This is a genomic window from Dokdonia sp. Asnod3-C12 (genome assembly GCF_045063975.1).
In the GTDB taxonomy this organism is placed as follows: Bacteria; Bacteroidota; Bacteroidia; order Flavobacteriales; family Flavobacteriaceae; genus Dokdonia.
In genome coordinates, this window is sequence record NZ_JBEFNY010000003.1 from 3,027,005 (window position 1) to 3,048,808 (window position 21,804).

Here is a 21,804-nt window from a genome sequence, read left to right on the forward strand (position 1 = left end):
GCTACTTTGAAAGCGCTTTTTGCACTTCAAGTGGTCTATCGGTTGCAAAAACGTCTACGCCAAGCTTTGTCCATTCTTTATAGAGTACATCGCCTCTTGCTTTGGCTTTTTTATCAAGGTTTCCTAAAGTTCCTAGCATGCACATCACTCCCTGTTCATGTAATTTGGCATATAATGATGGATCTGATTCTATGGTTCCCGTAAAAGCGACCATATTTTTCCATGGAATGCCAGAGCTAGCTGCCGTATCAAACTCTTTCATATTTCTAATGCTAACAGAAAGTACAACCTCAGGATTTAACTTGTAAAGTTGTTGTGCCGTTTCCATAGAGTAAGTAATAATTACCGATTGTTCTAAGGCATCATGTTCCTCTATAAAACGAAGTACAAGCTCTGGATCAACGCTGCGCTTAATGTCAACCGTGAGTATGGCGTTTTCCTTTTTTGCCCAGTCTAACACGTCTTTGAATAACGGGATTTTATAATTAGTGATGGAGTCAAAATCATCTTTTAGGTGGAGTTGTGAGAGTGTTGCCCAATCTTTTTGATCAACTCTTCCAGAGCCTGTTGTTGTTCTTTCTAGGGAACTGTCATGCATAAGAAATAGAACGCCATCTTCACTACTTGCCACGTCAATTTCAAACAACGCGTTTGGAATAGACTCTTTGATGTATTTCATGGTTTCTAAGCAGTTCTCAGGGTAGCCTGCATAACTTTTACCACCACGATGCGCACTGATTAAGGTCTCGCCATTCTCAGTATAACTAAAGAACTCTTGTAGCGTATTTGTTTTCTCTGTAGCCGGATTGCATCCTGCAATAAGAATTCCAACTAGGAGTAGGGGAAGTAGTAGTTTTTTCATTGGTGTGGTTGAATTGGGATTTTGGTTTTGTAAACTTAAAAATAAGGAATTGTAGAGGTTGTTAATCAGGGTTCTGTATTATTGTTAGCTATTCTTAATAAAATCTTCTTTTTTTGATTATCTAGTTTTCGATTGATCAATTCCTTTTTTTAATCTCCAGATGCCAATTCCAATTAATAATAGTGGTATTATACCGATAAGAGCTCCTGAATTTAATAAGAGTAAACCAAAGATCAATGGTAGTATGATCATTGCAATTCCTATAGCAATATTCTCTTTACCTTTTGCTTGAAGACTAATATGAATCAATTGAGCATATTCAGGACTAATATTATAGTCCTCTTTTAATTTTATATCAATTTCATCTTCTGGCATTAATGATTTTCGATAGCTTAAAATAGTATCAAATAAAGCATCATCTGAAATATGATATTTAATAGAAATTAAATATTTGGTTATATCTAATGCTCTATGTACTTCATTTCTATTAATAAGCTCTTCTTGTAGTAAAGGAATATATTCAGGCTTTATAGACTTAAGCTCTAGCACTAGTTTTAATAGTTCTTCCGTAGTAAAATTTTTATAATTTTCCTTTATTGAATTGCTTTCCATTTCTTTTCAAGAAGTATTATTGGTGGGTTATTAGGCTTTGTATACCTTTTAAATTGGAAATTATAAAATCACCTTCGTTTCACCTTCAATATGCATAAATTTTAAGTAGTGCGACCAACTTGATATAATGTTTTCATTTTCTGATATCCGAAACGTTGTTTCGGATATCAATAACGCAGACAACGTTTTCGGTTTGTTCTTTTTATATTTTGTAGAGAGCTTTTCGGATTTCTCATAAGTCAAATAGAACTTACGCATATTCTCTTAATTATCTAAAAGAATAAACCCTTTACTCAATCTTCAATGACAATAACACCCTTTGGTTTTCTATGTCTACATCTATTTCGTAGGCATATTTCCCATTTTCTAAGAGTCTTTCTCCTACATAATCTATAGGCTGATATGTAAAAGTTTCTCCATCAATTTGAAACTCAACAAAACCATATCTGTAAGCCGACTCAAAAACAATATACTCAGAGCTAGTGCCAGCAGCTAAATCCCCAAAATCAACTAAGTCGCCAGTGGTGCTAACTTGTATATTGTCATAATCAAAAGTGCTTACGTTTGTAATTCGTAGTTGTAAATTGTCTGGACTTGCATCATCATCTGATGAACATGCTAATAAAGTGAAGCTGATGAGTACTAAAAACAATAATTTTTTCATGATTAATTTTTGATTGTAATGAATGGTTTGTGAGTTGTTAGGTGATAGTAAAGTCTCGTATAAGTCTTACCGAGCGTAAATTATAAAATTACTTTTTAAATAAAACTATGACTACTTCAAAAGCTTATTAATCTCTTTTTCAATCGTGTTTGAGCCATCAGTAAAGCCTACGAACGATTTAATGATAATACCGTCTTGATTAATTAAAAAGCTATTAGGAATAGCGGTTACGGCATATTTTGAGACATTATCACCTTTCATTCCTTGTAAATCGGAAATATTAAGCCAATTAATATCATCCTTTTCGCTTGACTGTTTCCAGCCCATTTTATCAGTGTCAAGGGAATAACTTATGAGAACAAAATCGTCTTTGCTATATTTTTTAACCAACTCAGGAAACTCCTTTTTGTTTTGTAAACGGCAAGGACGACAACCAGCTGCCCAGAAATCTAATAAAATTACTTTTCCAGCATAGTCAGAGAGTTTGTGTTGTTTGCCTTCTAGATCTGCCCCTTTGATGTCTCTAAATCTATCTCCAGCTTGGATATCAATCGCTTTTGCATAGTTCAGTAACTCCTGACCCTTTATTGAGTTTGTATTGATTGTATCTAATTTCTCATAAAAGAGTAACAAGCTATCTTTTGAGATTTGTTTTTTCTTGTATAGTAGTTCCGTCAAGGCCATTTGGCTATTGGCATTAGCGTAGAGAAAGTCTACTTCTTTCTGAAACCTATTAGATGTATCGCTGTCTTGAGATATAGCGTTATATAAGGTATATAAATCTGTTTGCTCAGAGCCTGTTACTTTAGCATTAAGAAAGTCTGAGTACTCTCCTAGGACCGACATATTGGTATTTTCTAAAAAGAAATAAGTATAAGGTTCTAGTGGCTTACCGTTTTTATCATAAAAGTTCAAATAAGATAACGATGGTAGCGCTACTGTTCCAGAAAAGTCAAAGCGTTCATTAACCACAAAAGCTGAGTCTATATCCTTATCAATATCTCTATTAAAAAGAACAACTTTAGTGCTGTCAGGAAAATTTTTAGCTTGTACTGATAGGTTAAAACTATCAACTTTTGTTGCAGTCTTGTCATTCTTACAAGAAACAGACACCAAGAACACCAATAAAATAACAAAGAAGATTCTCAAGAGGATGGATTTAAGTTTGTTTGGTAATGGTTTTCTAAATGAGTTGTAGGGTAGGACTAGGCTTATTTTTAACTCAGTTCTTTGTTGTCTATAGCTATTTTATTGGATTCCAAACGTCATCTAACTGTTTAATCTTTTTATTCTGAACATGTGGGTCTGCAAAAATAAATTCAATAAATTCCATTTGAGAAATTCCATTTTGTTCACACATACTTACTATTTGTTTTTCTGTAAAGTCAGCCATAGAAATCACGTTAAATTTCCATTTACCATCTTCTTTTGAGAATTTCAAATTTACTTTAGGCGACAATACGCTACCATTTATAGCAAAGTCAGAAGTTGCAGTTTTGTCTTCAATTTTGATATTGGCAATTTCCATTCTTTTAATGGCATTAACTTTTATCGTATCCATTGTATTTACGTTGGTGTACATTTCAATCATTAAATCTTTTGGACTCATTTTCTTTAATTCTGAATCTTTGATTACAGACCTTGCGGATAATAAATTAATCTTGTCACTTATATTTAATTTAGATATCGCGATAGAATCTAGATCTAATATTTTAGTCAATAAATTTTCATAATATTTATGTGATTCCGAATCGCTCAATTGATAAAGTCTTTCACCATTCATTTCAATATTGGCTTTATTAAACTCATTGAAGGTATTTATAATTTCTTTCGTGTCATTATTGTTCTTACAAGAAACAGACAACAAGAACACCGATACAATAATAATGAAGATTCTCAAGAGGATGGTTTTAAGATTGTGAGGTAATGGTTTTGTAAAGATGTAGAAGGTTAGAAGTAGGGTTACTACAACTCATTACTATAACCTATCTCATCTAATTCGCTTTTAAGTTTTGGGAAGTCTTGATAATTGGGGTTTATCTTAAGAACTAACTCTTTTGTTATCGTACTACCAGAATAAATTTTTTCTATCAATGCTATATCAAGTTTTCTATGTTCAAATTCTTCTTCATAGTATTCCTCAGCCCAGTTTTTAAAGGTCATGGGATTTCTATCTAGTAAATGGAATAAATTGCTAGAACCATCCTCGTAATCATCATCAAGGTGTATTGCTTTTCCCATGTTCCAACTATCATCAGTTTTGGTCTGCCATACACAAAAAGTGGTTCCTATACTTTTCACAGGTTCTCCGTATATGAACTCGTTAAACGCTGGCGGTAAATTATCAAGAATTCCAAGGGCTATTTCTTGAGTTAGGGGTGTTTTGATTTCTTTTTTAGACCCAAATAACTTTGAAAACAAAGACTTAGTTTCCTTTACTTCAATTTCTTTCCATCCATTTAACTCACTTTCGTGATCAAACCCATTGATACACGTTTCATGTTCACTAAAAACGATTAGCATATGGTCACCTTGACCATTTCTCATCTCACAAAACTCTTCTGTTGCACTCCAGTCTTTTTGGTAAGAGTAATATCTGTACTCCCATTCTGGACATATTATTGCTTCTAGTGCAGCAAGAGATTTACAAATCTCTTTCAAAGCACTTGGATCAGGTAATAGATGTATGTTTTTAGTTGAGATTTGATTCATTTGTGAGTGGTGTTGGACTTGGTGTTTTCGAGTTATTTATTACAGTATTATTTAGGAGTAGACTTATTTTATATATTTCGATTCATCATAAAAAAGATTTATACAGCCTAAGCCGTCTTTAACAATTAAACAGGTTTCTCTGAAGTCATCACCATAAGGACATTTCTCTACTTTTAAACTTTTTACAGTATAGAATTCAATATTATTAACCTCTTCATCTTTTTCAATATCATAATTAGGTATTGTATTTATGAAATCATAGTTTAATATATTATTGTTTAATATAGACTCTCCAGTATAAAATAAAGAGACTACATATACTTTGTCTACATTTTTAAAAAAATCATTCTGTCTTTTTCTAATTAATTTTCTAATAGTTCTTCCATCATTAACAACATCAGTAATAATTAAAATGTTTTTATAATGATTACTTTCATTATTAAAATTTAGTTCATTTTCGTACTTATGATGTTCATCATGCCTATATGAATAAGGTAAAAAAGCATAAGGCTTATTAAATTTTATTGCTGCTTTTGATGATATTATATTTCCTTCATATCCTAATCCAATAATTAAATCAATTTTATTTGCAAACTTCTTTTTTTCTATAACATCAATAACTGCATTTTTTATGAAACTAAGATTGTCTTTATTTTCAATAAGTTTTGATGTGTCAATCCAATTATGTGCTCTCGAAGTTTCGCTCCAGTGAAAATGACCAGACTGGAAAAGATTTAATTCTTTTACTTTATCATATAAGATGTCTGTGAATTCTTTATTATAGTAGATCTTACTTTCTATTTTCTCAGGTTCATTCTTAAATTCTTTTTGATCAGCATCATCAAGTTTAGGTTCTTCACTTAGGATTTCTGTTACTTCACTTGGTGGTGGAGGAGTTTTTTTAAAAATTATAAATTCTTCGGGTTGCTTAAAAGTTTTGTTAGTTCTAATATCCCATTCGTATACTGAATCGTTTCCATTGGTTTTCTGAAGAGAGTATATTTTATTCGTTAAAATAACATCATCAGAAATTAAAATATTATATATTTTAAATGTTGAATCATATTTTTTGGAACTTAAACAACCAGAATCACTTGTTGTGATATTCCCTAAAAACAAACTTTTACAACTATTTGAATGTTCGTTACCCGTAAATACATATTCAACTCCATTAGTTAAAAGTTTATCAAGTAAGGACTGTCTATTTTCTTTGTCCCATTGACCATCATTTTTGTTCTCATAAGCAGATGTTAAATTATGATGAAAGCAAGCTATGTGCTTTTGTTTACCAGAAATTGGTATTGAACGTAATTCTTCTTCAAATTGTTGTATTGGAATATTTCCTAGTCTATTTGTTAAATTGAGTTTAGTACATGAGTTAATACCTAGCAGGTTAATTGAGTTTTCAATTAACAAATTATCAAAAATTATTTTGTTAGGGTCAAATTCTTTTTTAAGCAATTTGTAATAAAAATTTTTAAAATTTTCGAATTTGGCATTATTAACTTCTTTTAATGTACTGTTTTCATTTAGTTCTAATAAATTCTCAATAGAACGTCTATTTAAATCGTGGTCACCAGGAATTAATAATACATTTTTTTTGACAATATTTAATTCACTAATTATTTTATCAATAAATTTTAATGCAAATTCAAATTCTTTTATTTCCGCTCTATCTGTTATATCTCCTGTAATTAAAAGATATATTTGATAGTCTAAGAAGTCCTTTTTGATAGTTGAAATAAATTTATCAATAAAAAAAAATGAAGGCTCTTCATTTGAAGAAGTATCTAAATATGAATCATGATTGTTTACCTCTCCACCAATTTTTTTATCCAATGAAATATGTAGGTCTGATATATGTAATATTATACTATTCATGTGACTTTTCTAAATTGGTGTATATGTGGTAGTTTAACTCAAGGTTATTTTTATTTGAAATGGAAAAAACAGATATTGTTCTATCTATGTTGTCAAGCTTTATGTCTTCCCTTTTCAGAGTTTCAATTTTTGTAAGTGATACATTTCCTAGGTATTTACCGCCAGAAAATTCAATCAAATTTTTTGTTATTTTTACTTCTGTACCAAGGCAAACCAAATCTGAAACAACAATATATTTTCTGTTTTCAAAATTGTGCTTTTCAAGTTTATTATACAATTTTGTAATTGGACCTATTTTATCAAAAACTAGAATATCTAATTTTAATAATTTTGATAAGATAGAAACAATAAAGGTACTTGTTAAACTTTGACCAACCAGTATAGGTTTATTTTGAAGTTCGGGTTCCCATTGATGTTTTATTTTTATAGCGAGTCTATATAATGCATAATATATAAATGGATTTTCAGTGCTTATAAATTTTTTTAAATCTACAAATGAATGAAGATATACGAATGAAGATACATGTGGTTTTTCATATTTATCAATATAGTTCTTTAATCTATCTTTGAAATTAGCATAAAAAACTGCGCTACTTTTTATTTCAATTCCATATAATTCAGAACTTGTTTCAGCGAAAAAATAATAAATATCATAACCTTTTTTATCGTTGAATTTATTCTTTGAATTAACAATTGCATCTAATGATAATTGTTTAATTATTTTTTCTGAAATATTTAATAAAACTAATTTGTAATCAAGATTTCGAATTTCGATGATTTTATCAAAAATATTTGATTGTAAATGTTCAATGTTTTCAAAATCTAAGACTATGTTTTCTGTAGATTTAAAAGTAGACTCTTTAATAAAATTAAAAAGTCTATTTGCAGTTTCAAATTGTAAACTAGAAATATAAATACCTTGATTATCATCATTTAAATAATTAGAAGAAATAACTTCCTCTGCATGTAAATTGAAGTAACTATATTCTGGAGTTTCTATGAGAGATATTATCATAATTACACAGTTGGTATTTCTACTTCGATGTGAACTCCTTTAAATCTCACATTGTAAAACCTGATTGAAGAATATTTGAAATCATTATTGTATTTATCACAGATGTTTTTATATAGTTTTACAAAATAATCCAAAATTTCATTTTTGATTAAAACCATTTCTTTATTGTATCTATCATCATCTATACTATTTATTATAATATTCTTATGGTATTCAAAGAGTTTATCTCTAAGGGCACTTAACTCAAATAACTCGTTCCTCATTCGGTTAGATATGATAATTTGGGAATTATTTGTGTGGAGTCTAAAATATCCATTAGAATTTAAAACAACAGAAGTCATTAAATCGAATAGTCCGCGTCGGTTTTTTAAAGATGAAAAGAATAATGTTTCCATGATAAAATTTAAATTGCTTAAAATTTTGTCATTTACATTTAAAATTTTGAGAGAGTCAAGTTTTATTTTTAATTCTAAAGGATTGTAAATAAAATTTTCATCTTTTGATTTAATTGATTCTTCAAATCCAATTCCATTATCTGATATTGAGAATTTTGTAGAAAATTTATTGACAAACATTAAGGCAAAGGTGTTAGATTTTGAGTGCAAAACACCATTTGTAATTAGTTCGGACAAGATTTCAATATAAAAATCTGCTTTTAAAGAAGTGTTTTCATTATCAAACAACAATTCTTGAAAGTGTTCTCTTACAGTGTAAGTGTATTCTGAAATAAGAAAATCTCTTCTTTCATCTTCATTACCAAATACTTTAAGTTTTTCTGATAGATTATTGTCATTTAATGAGTAACACCTTACTCTATGCTCAGGTCTTGGATCTTTTTTAGTGAAATTCCCTAAGTAAGCTTCATCATAATGTAATATATCTCTTCCATAAGGGAAATATGGATTTGTATTGTCGCCAGCGATATTAAAAAAATCACTTTTTTGTAAAAATTTTAAAACGTCCTTGGTTGCATTATTATTATATAAAGATAGTTCAATAGGTTTTTTGTAAAATTTACTTAACTGCTCAATTAAGCTTAATAATAAAGGAATTGTAATTGGGTCAATTCTATAATTTGACTCAAAAACTAAATCATCTCCATGCTCAACCAGTTTAAAATCAATATTTTGATTCTCTTTTATATAAATAGCAACTTCTTTTAAAAATGAAGTATAAAAATTAAAAGTAGTTAAATTTTGATTGTTTTTTAAAATGCTTATCATTTTTGAATTTATAATATTTTTAGCTTACACCTAACGGTCGAGTATATGAAAAGTAACACTGAAAAAACGCAACTACCATTCGCTTAAACACAAGCCGAATTTTTAAATTTTACTAATTATTTTATTTTTGAGAATTTGTTGAATTTGGTGACTTTGCAAATAGACAATCATCTTTTTAATTAAACGCTAATTGTTCTATTCGCTACAACACTATATATAATGGTTGTAGCACGTTATTCTGCGAAATCTTTAATATCCTCTTTGATTTTTTTTAGATATGCTTTGTACGTACTTTTTTTATTTTCATGTTTCGATTTTAAATCTACTAACAATGTTTTTACTTCATTCAGTTTTTCATCAATTTCAGTTGTCGTATCCGATTCTGAAAATTCTATATTTTCCATTTGCTGTATGATAACAAATGACTCAGTATTTAAATTGTCAAATATATCTGTGTCAACATCATAAAACATATGAATATGATGATGTTCAAACGATTTTGGATTAGTATTTCGTTCAGATAATTTGTTGATTGTAGATTGAATTGATTCGTTTAAAGCTTCGGAAATACCTTGTTCAAGTTGGATGTCTATTTGGTGAATCATTAGTCCTATCAATTCTAAGTGTTCATAGTAAAATTCAGATGTTTTTTTAGCAGCTGCTAACTTTTCTGTCCAAAATTGCTTTTTCACATCATTCTTGTATTTTCTATTCTCCAAAAGAGTGTCGATAAGCGTTTTCAATATGAATCCAATTGCAGTAAAAGATGTTGCAATCAAAAAGGTTGCAACTTCACTATTATCTTGTAATATTTTAAAGAATTTTTCCATTTACGAATGACAGATTTAATAAGCTACAACGTGTCTGTATATGGCTAGTAGCGTGTAAATTAAACAATGGTTTTCGGATGAAACACAAGCCGAATTTTTAAATTTTATTATTATTTTATTTTTTGAGAATTGTCAAATTTGAAAATCTAGTGTCTTTCTAAAAACGTCCAGACTTAGTATTAACAAAGACTTGCATTATTTCTTAAGTGCTATGATCGGTGTTGTAATTTTTGTTTGCTCTTCCATTTTTTCCAGTCATTAACCTCTTCTTCTAAATCCTCTCCATCGTAACCAACGTCAGACATATACTTTCGATAATCCGTTTCCGTTTCAGAACTTCCCGAAATACTATTTGTTAATCCATTCACGAACTGAAATATATTATCTGCAATTTGAATATGACTGTTTTCCAAATTGTTTTCAAAAGTGAAAATTTTATCTATATCTTTTCCTTTAGTTCCCACGTGAATTCCCTCTCTTGTTGTACCAATAGTTATAAAAGCTAATTCCTTTAAATTATCTGTAGGATAAACTATTGGTTTAGAAAAGATTTCTTCATAATCCCATTTATCCAAGTAAACTTCTCCTCCTTTTAAATAAGGAAGGAAATATAAAGGTTTGTCATATTTAATTAATCTGTTATTCCACTTAAAATGTTCAATGAAAGTTTTAAAAATAGGTGGTAAATCGACTAGTTTTTTACCCAAACTAGATTCGCCCATATGTCGATATATTCGCGATTCTATAAAGTCTATTCCTTTTTCCATTCATGGTAATTTTAGTTGAGTAAGTTTTTTTATAAACACACAACTTGAATATATGAGCAATCTACCAAAACCCCACCCACAAACCAATGAATATCAGTTCATAAAAGAGCTTCAAAAGATTACTATTTATTGCTGTAAATAATCAATACCTACAAGCAAACCACTAATCTACCACCTCAAATCCAAACTTCCATACGGTAATCCTCATTTTGGGCCAAATAATTAAAAATAATAGTTTTTCTTGTAAATAAGGAAGGAGTGCGCTGTGATACTTAGCGCTTGCGAGGATCGCTTTCTAAGATGGCATATTCATAATTATCTGCCCAGCCAGTGCTTAGTGGGAGGATCTGTCTGCATCTGCCTTCTCTGGTCATGCCTACTTTTTCTAGTACTTTATAAGAACCTGTATTTTCTACTGCGCAGCCAGCTGTTATGCGGTGTAAGTGTAGGCTGTCAAAACAAAAATCGAGAATGGCTTGCGTTGCTTCGGTAGCATAGCCGTTGTTCCAGTAGTCGCGGTGTATTTTATACCATATTTCTGCTCTTTGGTATTTTGGGCTTCCTATTTTGAGTCCGTAGAGTCCTATAAATTTATGGTCTTCGCTGCGCACCATAGCAAGGGTGTGGTTTGTGATGTTCTCTTGGTTGTTATCTGCTATCCAGGGAGTGATAATTGCCTTGGTTGCTGCGATGTTCTCAGGAATGCCAAGTGCATTATATGCATCTGTTTCTGGTAGTGAGTGCAAGTTGTGTATCACATCAAGATCTGCAATCGTGATAGGGCGTAGGGTGATCCGTTCGGTAGTGAGTGGGAAGTGATTCATGGGTATTAAAGATACTATTTCGGCAGCAGTCACACTGTAAAAACCACCCACTAACCACATTACTCATAAAAGCATATAGATATAATGCGAGACATTTTCGCGAAAGCGTACTACACCCACAATGCTATAAACGCCTACTGGCTGTAAGGTTACAGAGTAGTTGCCGACAGATGTGTAACAATTAAATCCTACACGCGCTATGTCAAAAATCTGGTTTCTTGAAGATGTAAATGTTTTTAGCGTGTTGTGTCCCCACAAAACAAAGCAGTATAGAAAACGGCATAACTTCTCACAATACGGGAAGCAGGACTTTATTTACTTTGAGGAGGATGCGGCAAATAAGGTGTACTTGATAGAGAAGGGTAAGGTAAAGCTGGGCTACTATGCAGAGGATGGTAAGGAGGTGGTGCGGGCAATACTTACTAAGGGCGAACTCTTTGGCGAGAAGGCAATACTAGGGGAGGAGTCGCGCAGTGAGTTTGCACAGTCTATAGATGCAAAAACCTCGGTTTGCCCCGTGCCGGTGTGCCAGATGCAGGACTTAATGCGCAATAACCACAGTTTTAGCCTTAAGGTGTATAAATTTCTCGGGATCAGGTTTAAAAAGCTAGAGCGCCGTCTAGACTTGCTACTCTTTAAAGATGCTACCACACGTGTAAAGGAATTTATGAATGAGCTTGCCGAAGATTATGGCTACTGCTGCCCAAATACGGGTGATACCGTGATCAAACATCCATACACTCAAAAAGATATCGCGAGTCTCATAGGTACCTCACGACCTACGCTTAATGCGATTATGAACGAGCTTAAGGCGACGCAGTTTTTAGAATTTTCTCGCAATGAAATTCGCATAAAAGTGGCATAAAATTACCAAATGTAAGCTAGCTTACATTTAAGCAATATTGATGGTTTTAGATTTACCATATAAATCAAAAAAACTATCAATAATGAAAAAGCAACTATTAATGGGATGCTTCGCTCTAGGAGCTATCCTTGTATCGTGTGACTCTGACGACGATACCACCACAAACGCAATCACACCAGAAGCTGGCACACTAGCAGGAGGTCCTTTTTCCTTCTTTGTAGATGGAGCACCAGATATGGTAACGGGCGTGACACTCACTGGCGAACTAGCGGGAGATGTAACCACTTTTGTAGTGACAGATGATTCTAAAAACATCTTAGGAATCCCACCTACGCTGGAGGCGCTGGAGGGTGTAAACTTTGATGATGCTGGCGTGGGTGCTTGTTACATCTATCACCTTGCGTATCAAGATGGCTTGAGCGGACTAGCAACGGGCGAAAATCTTGATGACTTTATAGGAGATTTTGAACTGTCTAATTTCTTAACAGTAAATCGCAACGCGGGACCACTTGCTGCCGAAATCGTAGGAGGACCTTTTGAGTTTTGTGTAGACGGTACGCCAGATATGGTGAGCGGTTTATCACTTATGGGAGATTCTGTAGGATCTGAGAATAGCTGGGTGATTACCACAGACACTGGCGAAATTTTAGGATTACCACCTACACTCGATGCGGTGCAAGGTGTAAACTTTGACGATGCAGGAGCAGGAATCTGCCTTATCTGGTACTTGCGCTATGAGCCAGGACTAGATGGACTAGAAGTGGGAGCAAATGCAAATGACCTAACGGGAGTTTTTGACTTATCTGAACCTGTAGAAGTAGTACGTAACGAGGCCATCGCTGCCGAAATTACTGGAGGTCCTTTTACCTTTACCGTAGACGGCACACCAGATATGGTAAGCGGGCTAGGTCTTACGGGAGAGAGCGTAGGCGCTTTAAATAGCTGGGTGATCACTACAGATACTGGAGAGATTCTGGGATTACCACCTACACTGGCTGCGGTAGAGGGCGTAAACTTTGACGATGCTGGGACGGGCGTTTGCCTTATCTGGTACCTGCGTTATGAGGAAGGACTTACCGGTCTTATGGTGGGTGCAAATGCAAATGACCTAAGCGGTTGTTTTGACTTATCAGAACCTGTCACGGTTACTCGTAATTAAGTATAAAAAAACGTAAGTTTAATGCGTGTGTACGACTCATCGTGCACACGCATTTTTTTATTCCCTATGGCTCAGAAAAAAAGATTTAGTTGGCAAAATATAGTGTTCATCATTGTGATTCTCCTGCTTATTATCCCGCAGACGAGGACTCCTATCCAAGTGGCAATAAATAAGGTGAAGGTGGCGATATTTTCTCCGTCCGCTTTCGCGAAAAAGGACCAAACTCAACTCCAGTCTTTTGATTATAAAGTAAGCTCACTAGAAGGAATCCCAGCCGAAGTAGGCGTAGGGAAGGGCAAAGTGACTTTTATAAGTTACTGGGCAACCTGGTGCCCTCCGTGTATTGCCGAACTACCATCTATAGCCGAACTGTATGCAGATTATGGAGATAAAATAACGTTCTTGCTCATCACAAACGAAGATCCTGAAGTAGTCAAAAAGTTTATGACCAAAAGAGAACTAAAACTCCCAGCAGTTTTACCTGCGATGGAAACCCCGGAGCTACTTTTTGAACGCTCGATACCTACAAGTTATATTATAGATCAAGAAGGAAATATAGTGGTAAAAGAAACAGGTGCCTCAGACTGGAATAGCGATAGTATAAGAACCATTATAGACAACCTACTCGCCGAAGATTAATCTTCTACCCTCCAGAATATAAACGGAATTTCCATTTCCTCTGAGGAGATAGTCGCCGTAAGCACATCATCAAAGTAAGAATAGGTAATCACCTTCGGGAATTCATTTTCAGGATTTACTGCCGTAAATGACTTGCCATCATTCTCAGTGATTTTAAAAACGGTTGGCGTTTCATTAGGGCCACTTATCTGTAGTTGCCACTCGTTTTTCTTTTGTACAAGGCGTATGCGCTCGTTAAAAACGGTGTCCTCGTCTTCTAAGGTGTAACCATGACCACGTAGCTCTGTAGCCGTAACTGTTTTCCAGTGTTCAAAGGTCTCACTACCGCCTTTACTATTAGTTCGCTCCCAGTCTCCTAGTAGATAATCAAAAGGTGTGGTTGGTTTTTGCACAACAGCTTTCTCCTTACAAGCGATACAGCTCATTACTAAACAAGAAATGATAAGAAAACGTGTGCGCATATAAGCTTGTGTTTAGGTGAGAAAACTAGTGGAAATATTATCCGTGTATGGTTTCTGTAACACTAAGATCTTTCATCACCTGCTTTTCAAAATCTAGTAGCTCTTGCCACTTCGCATCTACTTTTGCTCTGTCTCCATACTGTCGAGCAAAATTTAAGAACATCGTGTAATGTCCAGCCTCGCTTATCATGAGTTTGCGGTAAAACTTCGCAAGCTTTTTATCTTCAAGCTCCTCAGACAGTAAGCGGAAACGCTCACAGCTTCTACCTTCAATAAGCGCCGCAACTAGCAAGCGATTTACTAAACTCTCTACTCTTGATCCTCCTTTTGGGAAAAAGAAGCGTAGCTTGTGCACATAAGCATCCTTGCGCTCACGACCTAGGTGTAATCCTCTTTCTACCATGATGTCATGCACCATTTTAAAGTGGCTCATTTCTTCCATAGCAAGATCACTCATTGCACTCACAAGCTCTGTGTATTCTGGAAAACCTATGATAAAGGAAATCGCACTGGAAGCAGCTTTCTGCTCGCAGTAGGCGTGATCTGTAAGTATTTCTTCAATGTTTTTTTCTACAATATTTACCCAGCGAGGATCTGTAGGTAATTTAAGGTGGAGCATCTGGATAGCTTCTTTATTTTCCATAGCGTATTTTTTTATAGGTCGAGATCAAATGTTTTCCTGAGGATATCTAGCGCAGGATTGTGTTCTCGTAGTTTGTCATATCTTTCTTGAGCAGTATAGGCATACTTGCGCTGTACTTCTTCATTTACCGTAATTCCTAAAGTAATATCATAATTGTTGAGACTACGTTTTAAAAATTCAAGTAGTGGCCCTTGAGCGCGTTCTACTTCAATTTTCATCGTCTCGTTAGGATATTCTAGTTCGATGGTAGTCCCATTCAATGTCGGCTGATCTGCTTCTAGGTTAGAGGCAATAATACGTTCTCCTTTTGCAAGAAGACGTTTTACATACTCTGCCCAGGCAGCCTGCATTGCGATTTCGGTAAATGGCTCCGTAGGTAGATTTTCTACATCTACTTTTTTGTTCGCTTTCTTTAGCTCTAGCTCCTTTTTACGCTGTAATCCTTTAAGTGACAACCCAGACACACGATCCTTGCGCAATGACAATTCTGGTACGCTAGGAGTGGTGGGTGATGCTTGAGGCGTTACAGGAGCAGGTTGTTGCGCCGCCGCTGTGTTTTGTGCAGGAGCTTCGTTTTGCGTTTGCGCTTGCGCTGCTTGTGGAGCAACTGTATTTGGTGCAACGGTATTTTCTTGTACAGGAACATTTTGCTGTACAGTAGGCGGCGGAGTAGGAGTACTCGTAGCTTGCGCAGCAGGTGCTGCTACTGGAGCAGCATTTGTAGCACTTGGTGCTTGTGTAGCTGCAGTATTATTTGGAGTGACTGCCGTTTGCGTTTGTGGTGCTGCGCCAGTCTGTGTATGATCTACTTTATAATAAGAGGGAGGTACTAAGAATGGACCGTCATTTTTTTTTTCTCCATCAAAAGTGATAGAGGCAAGTTGCATGAGACAAAGTTCTACTAGAAGTCGCTGGTTACGGCTGGTTCTAAATTTAAGATCACAGTCATTTGCAATATTGATAGCTTCCATTAAGAAAGCCATATCTGTCTTTTGTGATTGCTCGTAGTATTTTTTCTTAGTCGTATCGCCTACTTCCAGTAAATGAATCGTCGGCGGATTTTTACAAACCATTAAGTCTCTAAAGTGAGAAGCAAGACCAGCTATGTAGTGATGTCCATCAAAACCACGAGACAAGATATCATTATACTGTACGAGTACCTGTGGGATATCGTTTGTAAGCAGATAATCTGTGGTGGTGAAATAGGTATCGTAGTCTAGAACGTTTAAGTTCTCTGTAACTGCCTTTCGCGAAAGCGTTTTACCACTAAAGCTCACTACTCGGTCAAAAATGGATAAGGCATCACGCATCGCACCATCTGCTTTTTGAGCAATGATATGTAATGCTTCTTCATCTGCTTCAATACCTTCTTCTATCGCGATCTGTACAAGGTGCTTGCGAGCATCTGTAACTGTAATACGCTTGAAGTCAAAAATCTGACAACGAGAAAGTATCGTAGGGATGATTTTATGTTTTTCTGTAGTCGCTAGTATAAAGATAGCGTGCTTAGGAGGTTCTTCTAGTGTTTTAAGAAACGCATTAAAGGCCGCTGCAGAGAGCATGTGCACCTCATCAATAATATACACTTTGTATTTTCCTACCTGTGGCGGGATGCGTACTTGATCTATAAGACTACGTATATCATCTACAGAGTTGTTTGACGCTGCATCAAGCTCAAATACGTTAAAAGCAAAGTCCTCATCTGGACTTGTATTCTCGTCGGTATTGATTTGCTTTGCAAGAATACGTGCACAAGACGTCTTACCCACACCACGAGGACCACAAAAAAGTAGCGCCTGAGCGAGGTGGTTGTTGCGTATTGCGTTTTCTAAAGTGTTAGTAATAGCCTGTTGCCCAACAACATCTTTAAAAGTGGTGGGACGGTATTTTCGGGCAGATACTATAAAAGGTTCCATACTCACAAATATAATGGGGTACGTATTATTATGCTAGTGAGTATGGACTCTTTATTGCTTATTTATTAACAGTAAGTGCAGAGAGCTTTTGGTCAATTACATGCACCATAATCTGGTAGCTGTGACTAGCCATTTCATCTTTATTGCTCCATTTTTTTGCGTTGCACATCGCTTTTTTACGATATGCCATTAACCGCCTCAGTTTTGGCGATGAGTTGAATAGGGATTTCATACTAGAGTGTTTTTGTTTGCAGTTGTAAAATATAATTTTTTTTACAAATAGTTAACGATATGGTAACAATTTGTATAGAAAATTACGAATGCTGTGATATTTGCTTCTCAATCTCTGCAGCTTCTGCATATAAACTATCACTTGCACTTCTATCACTCTTAGATAGTTGGAACGCCCTTTCTAAAACCTTTTTGTGTTTTTCCTGAAGTTTTTCTACTTCGCTTTTCTTTTTAAATAATCCGAACATAACTTTTTTTTACATAAAGATACGGTTTATGAGAAGTGATGTCAACGAGTTTATGACAGTTTTACAATTCAGTAATGAATTTCTACACTTCGGTAAGTACTACTTTTTAAAAAGAAGGTTTGATATGATATTTACACCATCAAACAAAAAACAAACATCATGAACACATCAACAGAAAACACAAAGTACGATAGAGCAAGAGCAAGAGTAAGCGAGCTTAAAGAGTTTTATACGCACCTAGGGACATACCTCATCTTTGTATGCTTCTTCTTAGCATTAAACTTTTATACCACAGGTTTTTTCTGGGCTATATTTCCTATCGCAGGTTGGGGAATCGGAATACTAAGTCACGCTGCAAAGACCTTTGGCTGGAATCCTTTCTTCTCAAAAGATTGGGAAAAACGTAAGATAGATGAGTACATTCGTAACGAGGACTTTAAATAAGATAACATGGAAACGCAACAAGAAAAGTATCAAAGAGCCACAGCGCATGTTCAAAAGGTTAAGAAATTCTATAGTAGGTTAATTAACTCCCTTATTTTTATTGCTATTGTAGCAGTCATTAATTACTTCGTAAATGAGTTTCGTAATCCGTGGGTATTGTGGGTCATAGGCTTTTCATTGTTAGGGATTATTATAGATGCTATAAAACTCTTCGGGTTGAACTTCTTTTTAGGTAAAGGCTGGGAACAACGTAAGATAGAGGAGCATTTAAAAAAAGAAGAACAAGAATCACAGTCTAATACACTATTTAAAAAATAATGGAATCAACTACGAGCAAATACGAACGCGCAAAAAAACGTGTAGAAGAAGAGAAAGGATTTTACAGGCATCTCACCGTCTATCTGATTATAAATACGCTCTTGCAGCTATTCTATTCGGGGATGTTTTTTAACTTCGATGTGCTAGGGAATGCACCTTGGTGGGTACGTTATACAACACCATTTTTCTGGGGATTATCGCTGCTAGTGCATTGGATATATGTCTTTAAGGGCTTTCGCTTCTTTAAAGGGTTAAAGAAATGGGAAGATCGCAAGATTCAAGAATTTATGGATCAAGAGGAAGAAGAGTTTTCAAACCGCTTTCGCGAAAACAGGAAATCATGAGACATACGTTAGTTATCTTACTATTAGTAAGCTTTTACTCCGTGGGCGCGCAGCAAAGTTTTGTAGTAGAACATGTAACCTTATTTGACGGCACCGAAATCTTAGCAAATCAATTTGTAAAAGTAGACAACGGAATCATCAGCGAGGTGTCTTCAAACCCACTTACTGCACAGACTACTATAGACGGCACTGGGAGGTTCTTAATGCCAGCTCTTACTAATGCTCATGTACATACATGGGCGGCTCCACAACTACAAGAAGCAGCACAAGCAGGTGTTCTCAATTTGCTAGACATGCACGGCATGGAGCCAATGCAAGAGGTAATGATTAATCTGCGAGATACTTCTGGGAATGCTAGATTGTATCGCGCAGGATATGCAGCTACCACAGAAGGCGGTCACGGTACACAATACGGTTTTCCTATCCCTACGCTTTCGGCGCCAGAAGATGCGCAACAATGGGTAGCAGATCGTGTAGCCGCTGGAGTTGATTACATAAAAATCATTGTAGAACCTTGGAAAGCTACACTTGATAAAGAAACCGTAGCGGCTATTATTAGAGAAGCTCATAAAGCAGATAAAATTGCCGTAGTACACGTTTCACGAGCACAAGATGCTTTTGATGCACTCTCAAGCGGTGCAGATGGTCTCGTGCATATTTATAATGATGAGCCTCTCACAGCAGCACAGCTCGATCAACTTAATGAAGATGCAAACTTCTTTGTGATACCTACCATACTTACCACAGTATTGATTCAGCCATTGTACTACAACAAAACAGCCGAAGAAACTGCCGAAATAGAAGCGCGTCTCCTCAAGGAAGTTAAGCGTTTATATGATGCAGGTATTCCAATTCTAGCTGGTACAGATCCACCAAATGCCAATATTAATATAGGCAGCGATTTGTATAAGGAATTGGCTTTTTTCGCGAAAGCGGGATTACCTATGGAAGCAGTGCTAGCAAGTGCCACCTCATTACCGGCAGATAAGTTTTCTCTAGAGAACGTAGGTTATATAAAAGAAGGCTTTAAAGCAGATATGTTATTGCTTGATAAATCTCCCGTAGAAGATGTGATGCACATGAACTCGATAGCGAAGATCTGGAAAGAGGGCGTACCTGTCATACAAGAATAAAGAATTAGTATTTTTACGTACATCAAAAAAATCATCAAACAACCAATCCATGAACGTACTCATTATAGAAGACGAAAAACCATCTGCAAGACGCCTTAACAGAATGCTTGCCGAAGTAGGAGTTACTGTAAATGAAATGCTGCATTCTGTAGAGGAAGCTGTGGCTTGGTTTAAAACAAATACACACCCAGATTTGATTTTTCTAGATATCCAACTTTCAGATGGGTTGTCTTTTGAGATTTTTGATCAAGTAGAGGTGAAGAGTGCTATTATTTTTACCACTGCGTTTGATGAATATGCGCTACAAGCTTTTAAACTCAATAGCGTAGATTATTTATTAAAACCAATAGACGACGAAGATCTTGAAAAAGCAGTAAACAAGTATAAAGAGCGCATGCCTAAGGCACAAGATGTGTCACTTAACTTTGAAGACATCCGTAAGCTACTAGGCGCAACAGCAGTAGAACGTGAGTATAAAAAGCGTTTTACGACAAAAATAGGGCAGCATATAAAAATGATTCCTATAGATGAGATTGAGTGTTTTTATAGTGAAAACAAAGGAACGTATGCTGGTACAATAGATGGACGTAATTATTTGCTGGATACAACGCTAGAACTGCTAGAGAATGATCTAGAGCCTGAGACATTCTTCCGCGTAAGCAGGAAATTTTACGTAAACATCAATGCGATAGCAGATATCATTGCGTACACAAACTCAAGACTAAAAATAAAGCTGAACACCTGGAGCGAGCAAGAGATTATTGTGAGCAGGGAGCGTGTAAAAGACTTTAAAACGTGGATTGCTTAATCCTCAAGATTTTCATTAAAAGCGCTAGGTAGCATTGTCGGGATTAATCGCACGAGAATAGGTAGTAATAATCCGCCTCCTGGAAGTAAGAATACTGCGAGTGACGGTATGCTCTTGCAAATGTCAAGTAGTTGTTTCTTTACTAGTTTACGTTCTTCTTTAGATAAATCACGTGTAGTAGACTGACCTAGTAAAATCACTAAGTCACGACTCTCTCTTATTTCTCTCACAAGGCGGTTGCTATTGCGTGAGATAAGATTACCCACAGAAGAAGTCGTCTGACTATAAAAGTGCTTTATAGGATTACTGTATTTAAGATACGATATCTCTGTGCCGTGTTCCGTCAGGAATGTTTTTACGGCAAGTACAGCATCTAGGTAGCCTTTTTCATCAAGACCCATAATCGTACAGAACTGCATGATGAATTCGCGTTCATGCTTATCGATTTTCTCGTCATCCCATAAGGATAAGCTACATAAGTCGAGAAGGTATTGTTGCTCCAGAGGTTCTGTGATAATCCCGAGATTAATCTCAGAGACTTTGGTATGCGTGTGCTTTATGAGTTCGTTATAGCGTACAGAGCTTTCAAATAGCTTTATAAGGAGTTTGTTATATTCATCCTTACTTTCCTTTTGTTGCAATGCCAGCCATATAGATTCTGTAAGAACAGCCTCTAGGTTTTTTGCATAATCGTAGGGATCACCTTGGGTAATGAGGTAGTGATCAAAACTTAGAATATCTATAAACACTAAAGCATTAGTGATAAGATGACTAAAACTCTTCTGCAAGGCAGACTCATTAGTCTGCACTCGCTGATGGATAATCTTTTCCACCTTAGCAGCCGCAGATTCATTACCCAATGGAATTTTAATAAAGTATTGTTCCTTTTTATCTAACTGTCTATAAAACGAAACGATAGCTTCTAGGCAATCTTCTTGCCTAGCATTTGCAATCGTATCGTAATACGTAAAAGCAAGTGCGTCAAAGAGGTTAATCTTTGTTTTCTCCTGTACCGTCCACTTAAGTTGTGAGGACTCACTATCCAGCAAGGTATCTAGAGAGTGTCCATAGATAAAACCCTTGGCTCGTAGCGAATCATAAAATGCACGCTCATCCATAGGGTTCTTAACTAGATAGTCAAGAAGCTTTGGGAAGTGTTTATTTATCCAGCCAGTGGCAGAAGGATTCATAAGTGAGCTAATTTA

26 protein-coding genes are annotated in these 21,804 nt (G+C 35.2%); 8 read left to right on the top strand and 18 right to left on the bottom strand.

Going from position 1 to position 21,804, the window contains the following annotated elements; all coding sequences use genetic code 11:
- Window position 1: 1 nt before the first annotated feature.
- From ACJJVW_RS13670 to ACJJVW_RS13725, 12 genes are all read right to left on the bottom strand, one after another.
- Entirely contained in the window at window positions 2-862 is an 861-nt protein-coding gene (locus tag ACJJVW_RS13670) for a glycerophosphodiester phosphodiesterase family protein (protein WP_405252571.1), read from the bottom strand.
- A gap of 117 nt (window positions 863-979) precedes the next feature.
- Entirely contained in the window at window positions 980-1,474 is a 495-nt protein-coding gene (locus tag ACJJVW_RS13675; RefSeq protein WP_405252573.1) for a hypothetical protein, read from the bottom strand.
- Window positions 1,475-1,763: 289 nt separating this feature from the next.
- Window positions 1,764-2,138, bottom strand: a complete 375-nt coding sequence (locus ACJJVW_RS13680; RefSeq protein WP_144783768.1) for a hypothetical protein — start codon at window positions 2,136-2,138, stop codon at window positions 1,764-1,766.
- Between the two features lie 111 nt (window positions 2,139-2,249).
- Window positions 2,250-3,287, bottom strand: coding sequence for a DUF4369 domain-containing protein (locus ACJJVW_RS13685; protein WP_405252575.1), 1,038 nt, complete (start codon window positions 3,285-3,287; stop codon window positions 2,250-2,252).
- 94 nt (window positions 3,288-3,381) lie between these two features.
- Window positions 3,382-3,921 (bottom strand): hypothetical protein, encoded by a 540-nt coding sequence (locus tag ACJJVW_RS13690; RefSeq protein ID WP_405252577.1) that lies wholly within the window; start codon window positions 3,919-3,921, stop codon window positions 3,382-3,384.
- Between the two features lie 182 nt (window positions 3,922-4,103).
- Window positions 4,104-4,850: a hypothetical protein gene (locus tag ACJJVW_RS13695; RefSeq protein WP_405252579.1), complete on the bottom strand. Its 747-nt coding sequence runs from the start codon at window positions 4,848-4,850 to the stop codon at window positions 4,104-4,106.
- Window positions 4,851-4,913: 63 nt separating this feature from the next.
- Window positions 4,914-6,731 carry a metallophosphoesterase gene (locus ACJJVW_RS13700; RefSeq protein WP_405252580.1) on the bottom strand — a complete coding sequence of 606 codons (1,818 nt, stop codon included), beginning with the start codon at window positions 6,729-6,731 and terminating at the stop codon, window positions 4,914-4,916.
- Window positions 6,724-7,746, bottom strand: a complete 1,023-nt coding sequence (locus tag ACJJVW_RS13705) for a hypothetical protein (RefSeq protein ID WP_405252582.1) — start codon at window positions 7,744-7,746, stop codon at window positions 6,724-6,726. Before ACJJVW_RS13705 ends, ACJJVW_RS13700 begins: the two co-directional genes overlap by 8 nt.
- A gap of 2 nt (window positions 7,747-7,748) precedes the next feature.
- Window positions 7,749-8,969 carry a hypothetical protein gene (locus ACJJVW_RS13710; RefSeq protein WP_405252584.1) on the bottom strand — a complete coding sequence of 407 codons (1,221 nt, stop codon included), beginning with the start codon at window positions 8,967-8,969 and terminating at the stop codon, window positions 7,749-7,751.
- A gap of 233 nt (window positions 8,970-9,202) precedes the next feature.
- A complete protein-coding gene (locus tag ACJJVW_RS13715) occupies window positions 9,203-9,799 on the bottom strand; it encodes a hypothetical protein (protein WP_405252586.1) in 597 nt (198 codons plus the stop codon).
- A 209-nt stretch (window positions 9,800-10,008) separates the two neighbouring features.
- The gene (locus ACJJVW_RS13720) at window positions 10,009-10,566 is read right to left on the bottom strand and encodes a hypothetical protein (protein ID WP_405252588.1); all 558 of its coding nucleotides are present in this window, start codon (window positions 10,564-10,566) and stop codon (window positions 10,009-10,011) included.
- A 272-nt stretch (window positions 10,567-10,838) separates the two neighbouring features.
- Window positions 10,839-11,450 carry a GNAT family N-acetyltransferase gene (locus ACJJVW_RS13725; RefSeq protein ID WP_405252589.1) on the bottom strand — a complete coding sequence of 204 codons (612 nt, stop codon included), beginning with the start codon at window positions 11,448-11,450 and terminating at the stop codon, window positions 10,839-10,841.
- Between the two features lie 139 nt (window positions 11,451-11,589).
- Between ACJJVW_RS13725 and ACJJVW_RS13730 the strand changes: the two genes are divergently transcribed.
- The 3 genes from ACJJVW_RS13730 (at window position 11,590) to ACJJVW_RS13740 (ending at window position 14,053) form a co-directional block, all read left to right on the top strand.
- Window positions 11,590-12,255 (top strand): Crp/Fnr family transcriptional regulator, encoded by a 666-nt coding sequence (locus ACJJVW_RS13730; protein WP_405252591.1) that lies wholly within the window; start codon window positions 11,590-11,592, stop codon window positions 12,253-12,255.
- An 82-nt stretch (window positions 12,256-12,337) separates the two neighbouring features.
- On the top strand, window positions 12,338-13,414 hold the full coding sequence (locus tag ACJJVW_RS13735) for a hypothetical protein (RefSeq protein WP_405252593.1): 1,077 nt from the start codon (window positions 12,338-12,340) through the stop codon (window positions 13,412-13,414).
- Window positions 13,415-13,528: 114 nt separating this feature from the next.
- Entirely contained in the window at window positions 13,529-14,053 is a 525-nt protein-coding gene (locus tag ACJJVW_RS13740; RefSeq protein ID WP_405252595.1) for a TlpA family protein disulfide reductase, read from the top strand.
- Here ACJJVW_RS13740 and ACJJVW_RS13745 read toward each other — a convergent pair.
- The 5 genes from ACJJVW_RS13745 to ACJJVW_RS13765 form a co-directional block, all read right to left on the bottom strand.
- Window positions 14,050-14,514 carry a hypothetical protein gene (locus tag ACJJVW_RS13745; RefSeq protein ID WP_405252597.1) on the bottom strand — a complete coding sequence of 155 codons (465 nt, stop codon included), beginning with the start codon at window positions 14,512-14,514 and terminating at the stop codon, window positions 14,050-14,052. The two genes, ACJJVW_RS13740 and ACJJVW_RS13745, sit on opposite strands and share 4 nt — an antisense overlap.
- Window positions 14,515-14,551: 37 nt before the next feature.
- The gene (locus ACJJVW_RS13750; RefSeq protein ID WP_108879296.1) at window positions 14,552-15,133 is read right to left on the bottom strand and encodes a tRNA-(ms[2]io[6]A)-hydroxylase; all 582 of its coding nucleotides are present in this window, start codon (window positions 15,131-15,133) and stop codon (window positions 14,552-14,554) included.
- A gap of 35 nt (window positions 15,134-15,168) precedes the next feature.
- The gene (locus ACJJVW_RS13755) at window positions 15,169-17,073 is read right to left on the bottom strand and encodes a DNA polymerase III subunit gamma/tau (RefSeq protein WP_405252599.1); all 1,905 of its coding nucleotides are present in this window, start codon (window positions 17,071-17,073) and stop codon (window positions 15,169-15,171) included.
- A gap of 58 nt (window positions 17,074-17,131) precedes the next feature.
- Window positions 17,132-17,305 carry a hypothetical protein gene (locus tag ACJJVW_RS13760; RefSeq protein ID WP_405225157.1) on the bottom strand — a complete coding sequence of 58 codons (174 nt, stop codon included), beginning with the start codon at window positions 17,303-17,305 and terminating at the stop codon, window positions 17,132-17,134.
- Between the two features lie 82 nt (window positions 17,306-17,387).
- Window positions 17,388-17,552, bottom strand: coding sequence for a Lacal_2735 family protein (locus ACJJVW_RS13765; RefSeq protein ID WP_144783786.1), 165 nt, complete (start codon window positions 17,550-17,552; stop codon window positions 17,388-17,390).
- 159 nt (window positions 17,553-17,711) lie between these two features.
- Between ACJJVW_RS13765 and ACJJVW_RS13770 the strand changes: the two genes are divergently transcribed.
- From ACJJVW_RS13770 to ACJJVW_RS13790, 5 genes are read left to right on the top strand one after another with little or no spacing between them, the layout of a single operon-like run.
- Window positions 17,712-17,996, top strand: coding sequence for a 2TM domain-containing protein (locus ACJJVW_RS13770; protein WP_339844845.1), 285 nt, complete (start codon window positions 17,712-17,714; stop codon window positions 17,994-17,996).
- A 6-nt stretch (window positions 17,997-18,002) separates the two neighbouring features.
- Window positions 18,003-18,314 (top strand): 2TM domain-containing protein, encoded by a 312-nt coding sequence (locus ACJJVW_RS13775; protein WP_298324540.1) that lies wholly within the window; start codon window positions 18,003-18,005, stop codon window positions 18,312-18,314.
- Complete coding sequence (locus ACJJVW_RS13780) at window positions 18,314-18,658, top strand: 2TM domain-containing protein (RefSeq protein ID WP_298324543.1); 345 nt, start codon at window positions 18,314-18,316, stop codon at window positions 18,656-18,658. Before ACJJVW_RS13775 ends, ACJJVW_RS13780 begins: the two co-directional genes overlap by 1 nt.
- Window positions 18,655-19,791 carry an amidohydrolase family protein gene (locus ACJJVW_RS13785; protein WP_405252601.1) on the top strand — a complete coding sequence of 379 codons (1,137 nt, stop codon included), beginning with the start codon at window positions 18,655-18,657 and terminating at the stop codon, window positions 19,789-19,791. Before ACJJVW_RS13780 ends, ACJJVW_RS13785 begins: the two co-directional genes overlap by 4 nt.
- Before the next feature lie 49 nt (window positions 19,792-19,840).
- Entirely contained in the window at window positions 19,841-20,599 is a 759-nt protein-coding gene (locus ACJJVW_RS13790) for a LytTR family DNA-binding domain-containing protein (protein ID WP_013752352.1), read from the top strand.
- Here ACJJVW_RS13790 and ACJJVW_RS13795 read toward each other — a convergent pair.
- The gene (locus tag ACJJVW_RS13795; protein WP_405252603.1) at window positions 20,596-21,789 is read right to left on the bottom strand and encodes an LETM1-related biofilm-associated protein; all 1,194 of its coding nucleotides are present in this window, start codon (window positions 21,787-21,789) and stop codon (window positions 20,596-20,598) included. The two genes, ACJJVW_RS13790 and ACJJVW_RS13795, sit on opposite strands and share 4 nt — an antisense overlap.
- Window positions 21,790-21,804 lie beyond the last annotated feature (15 nt).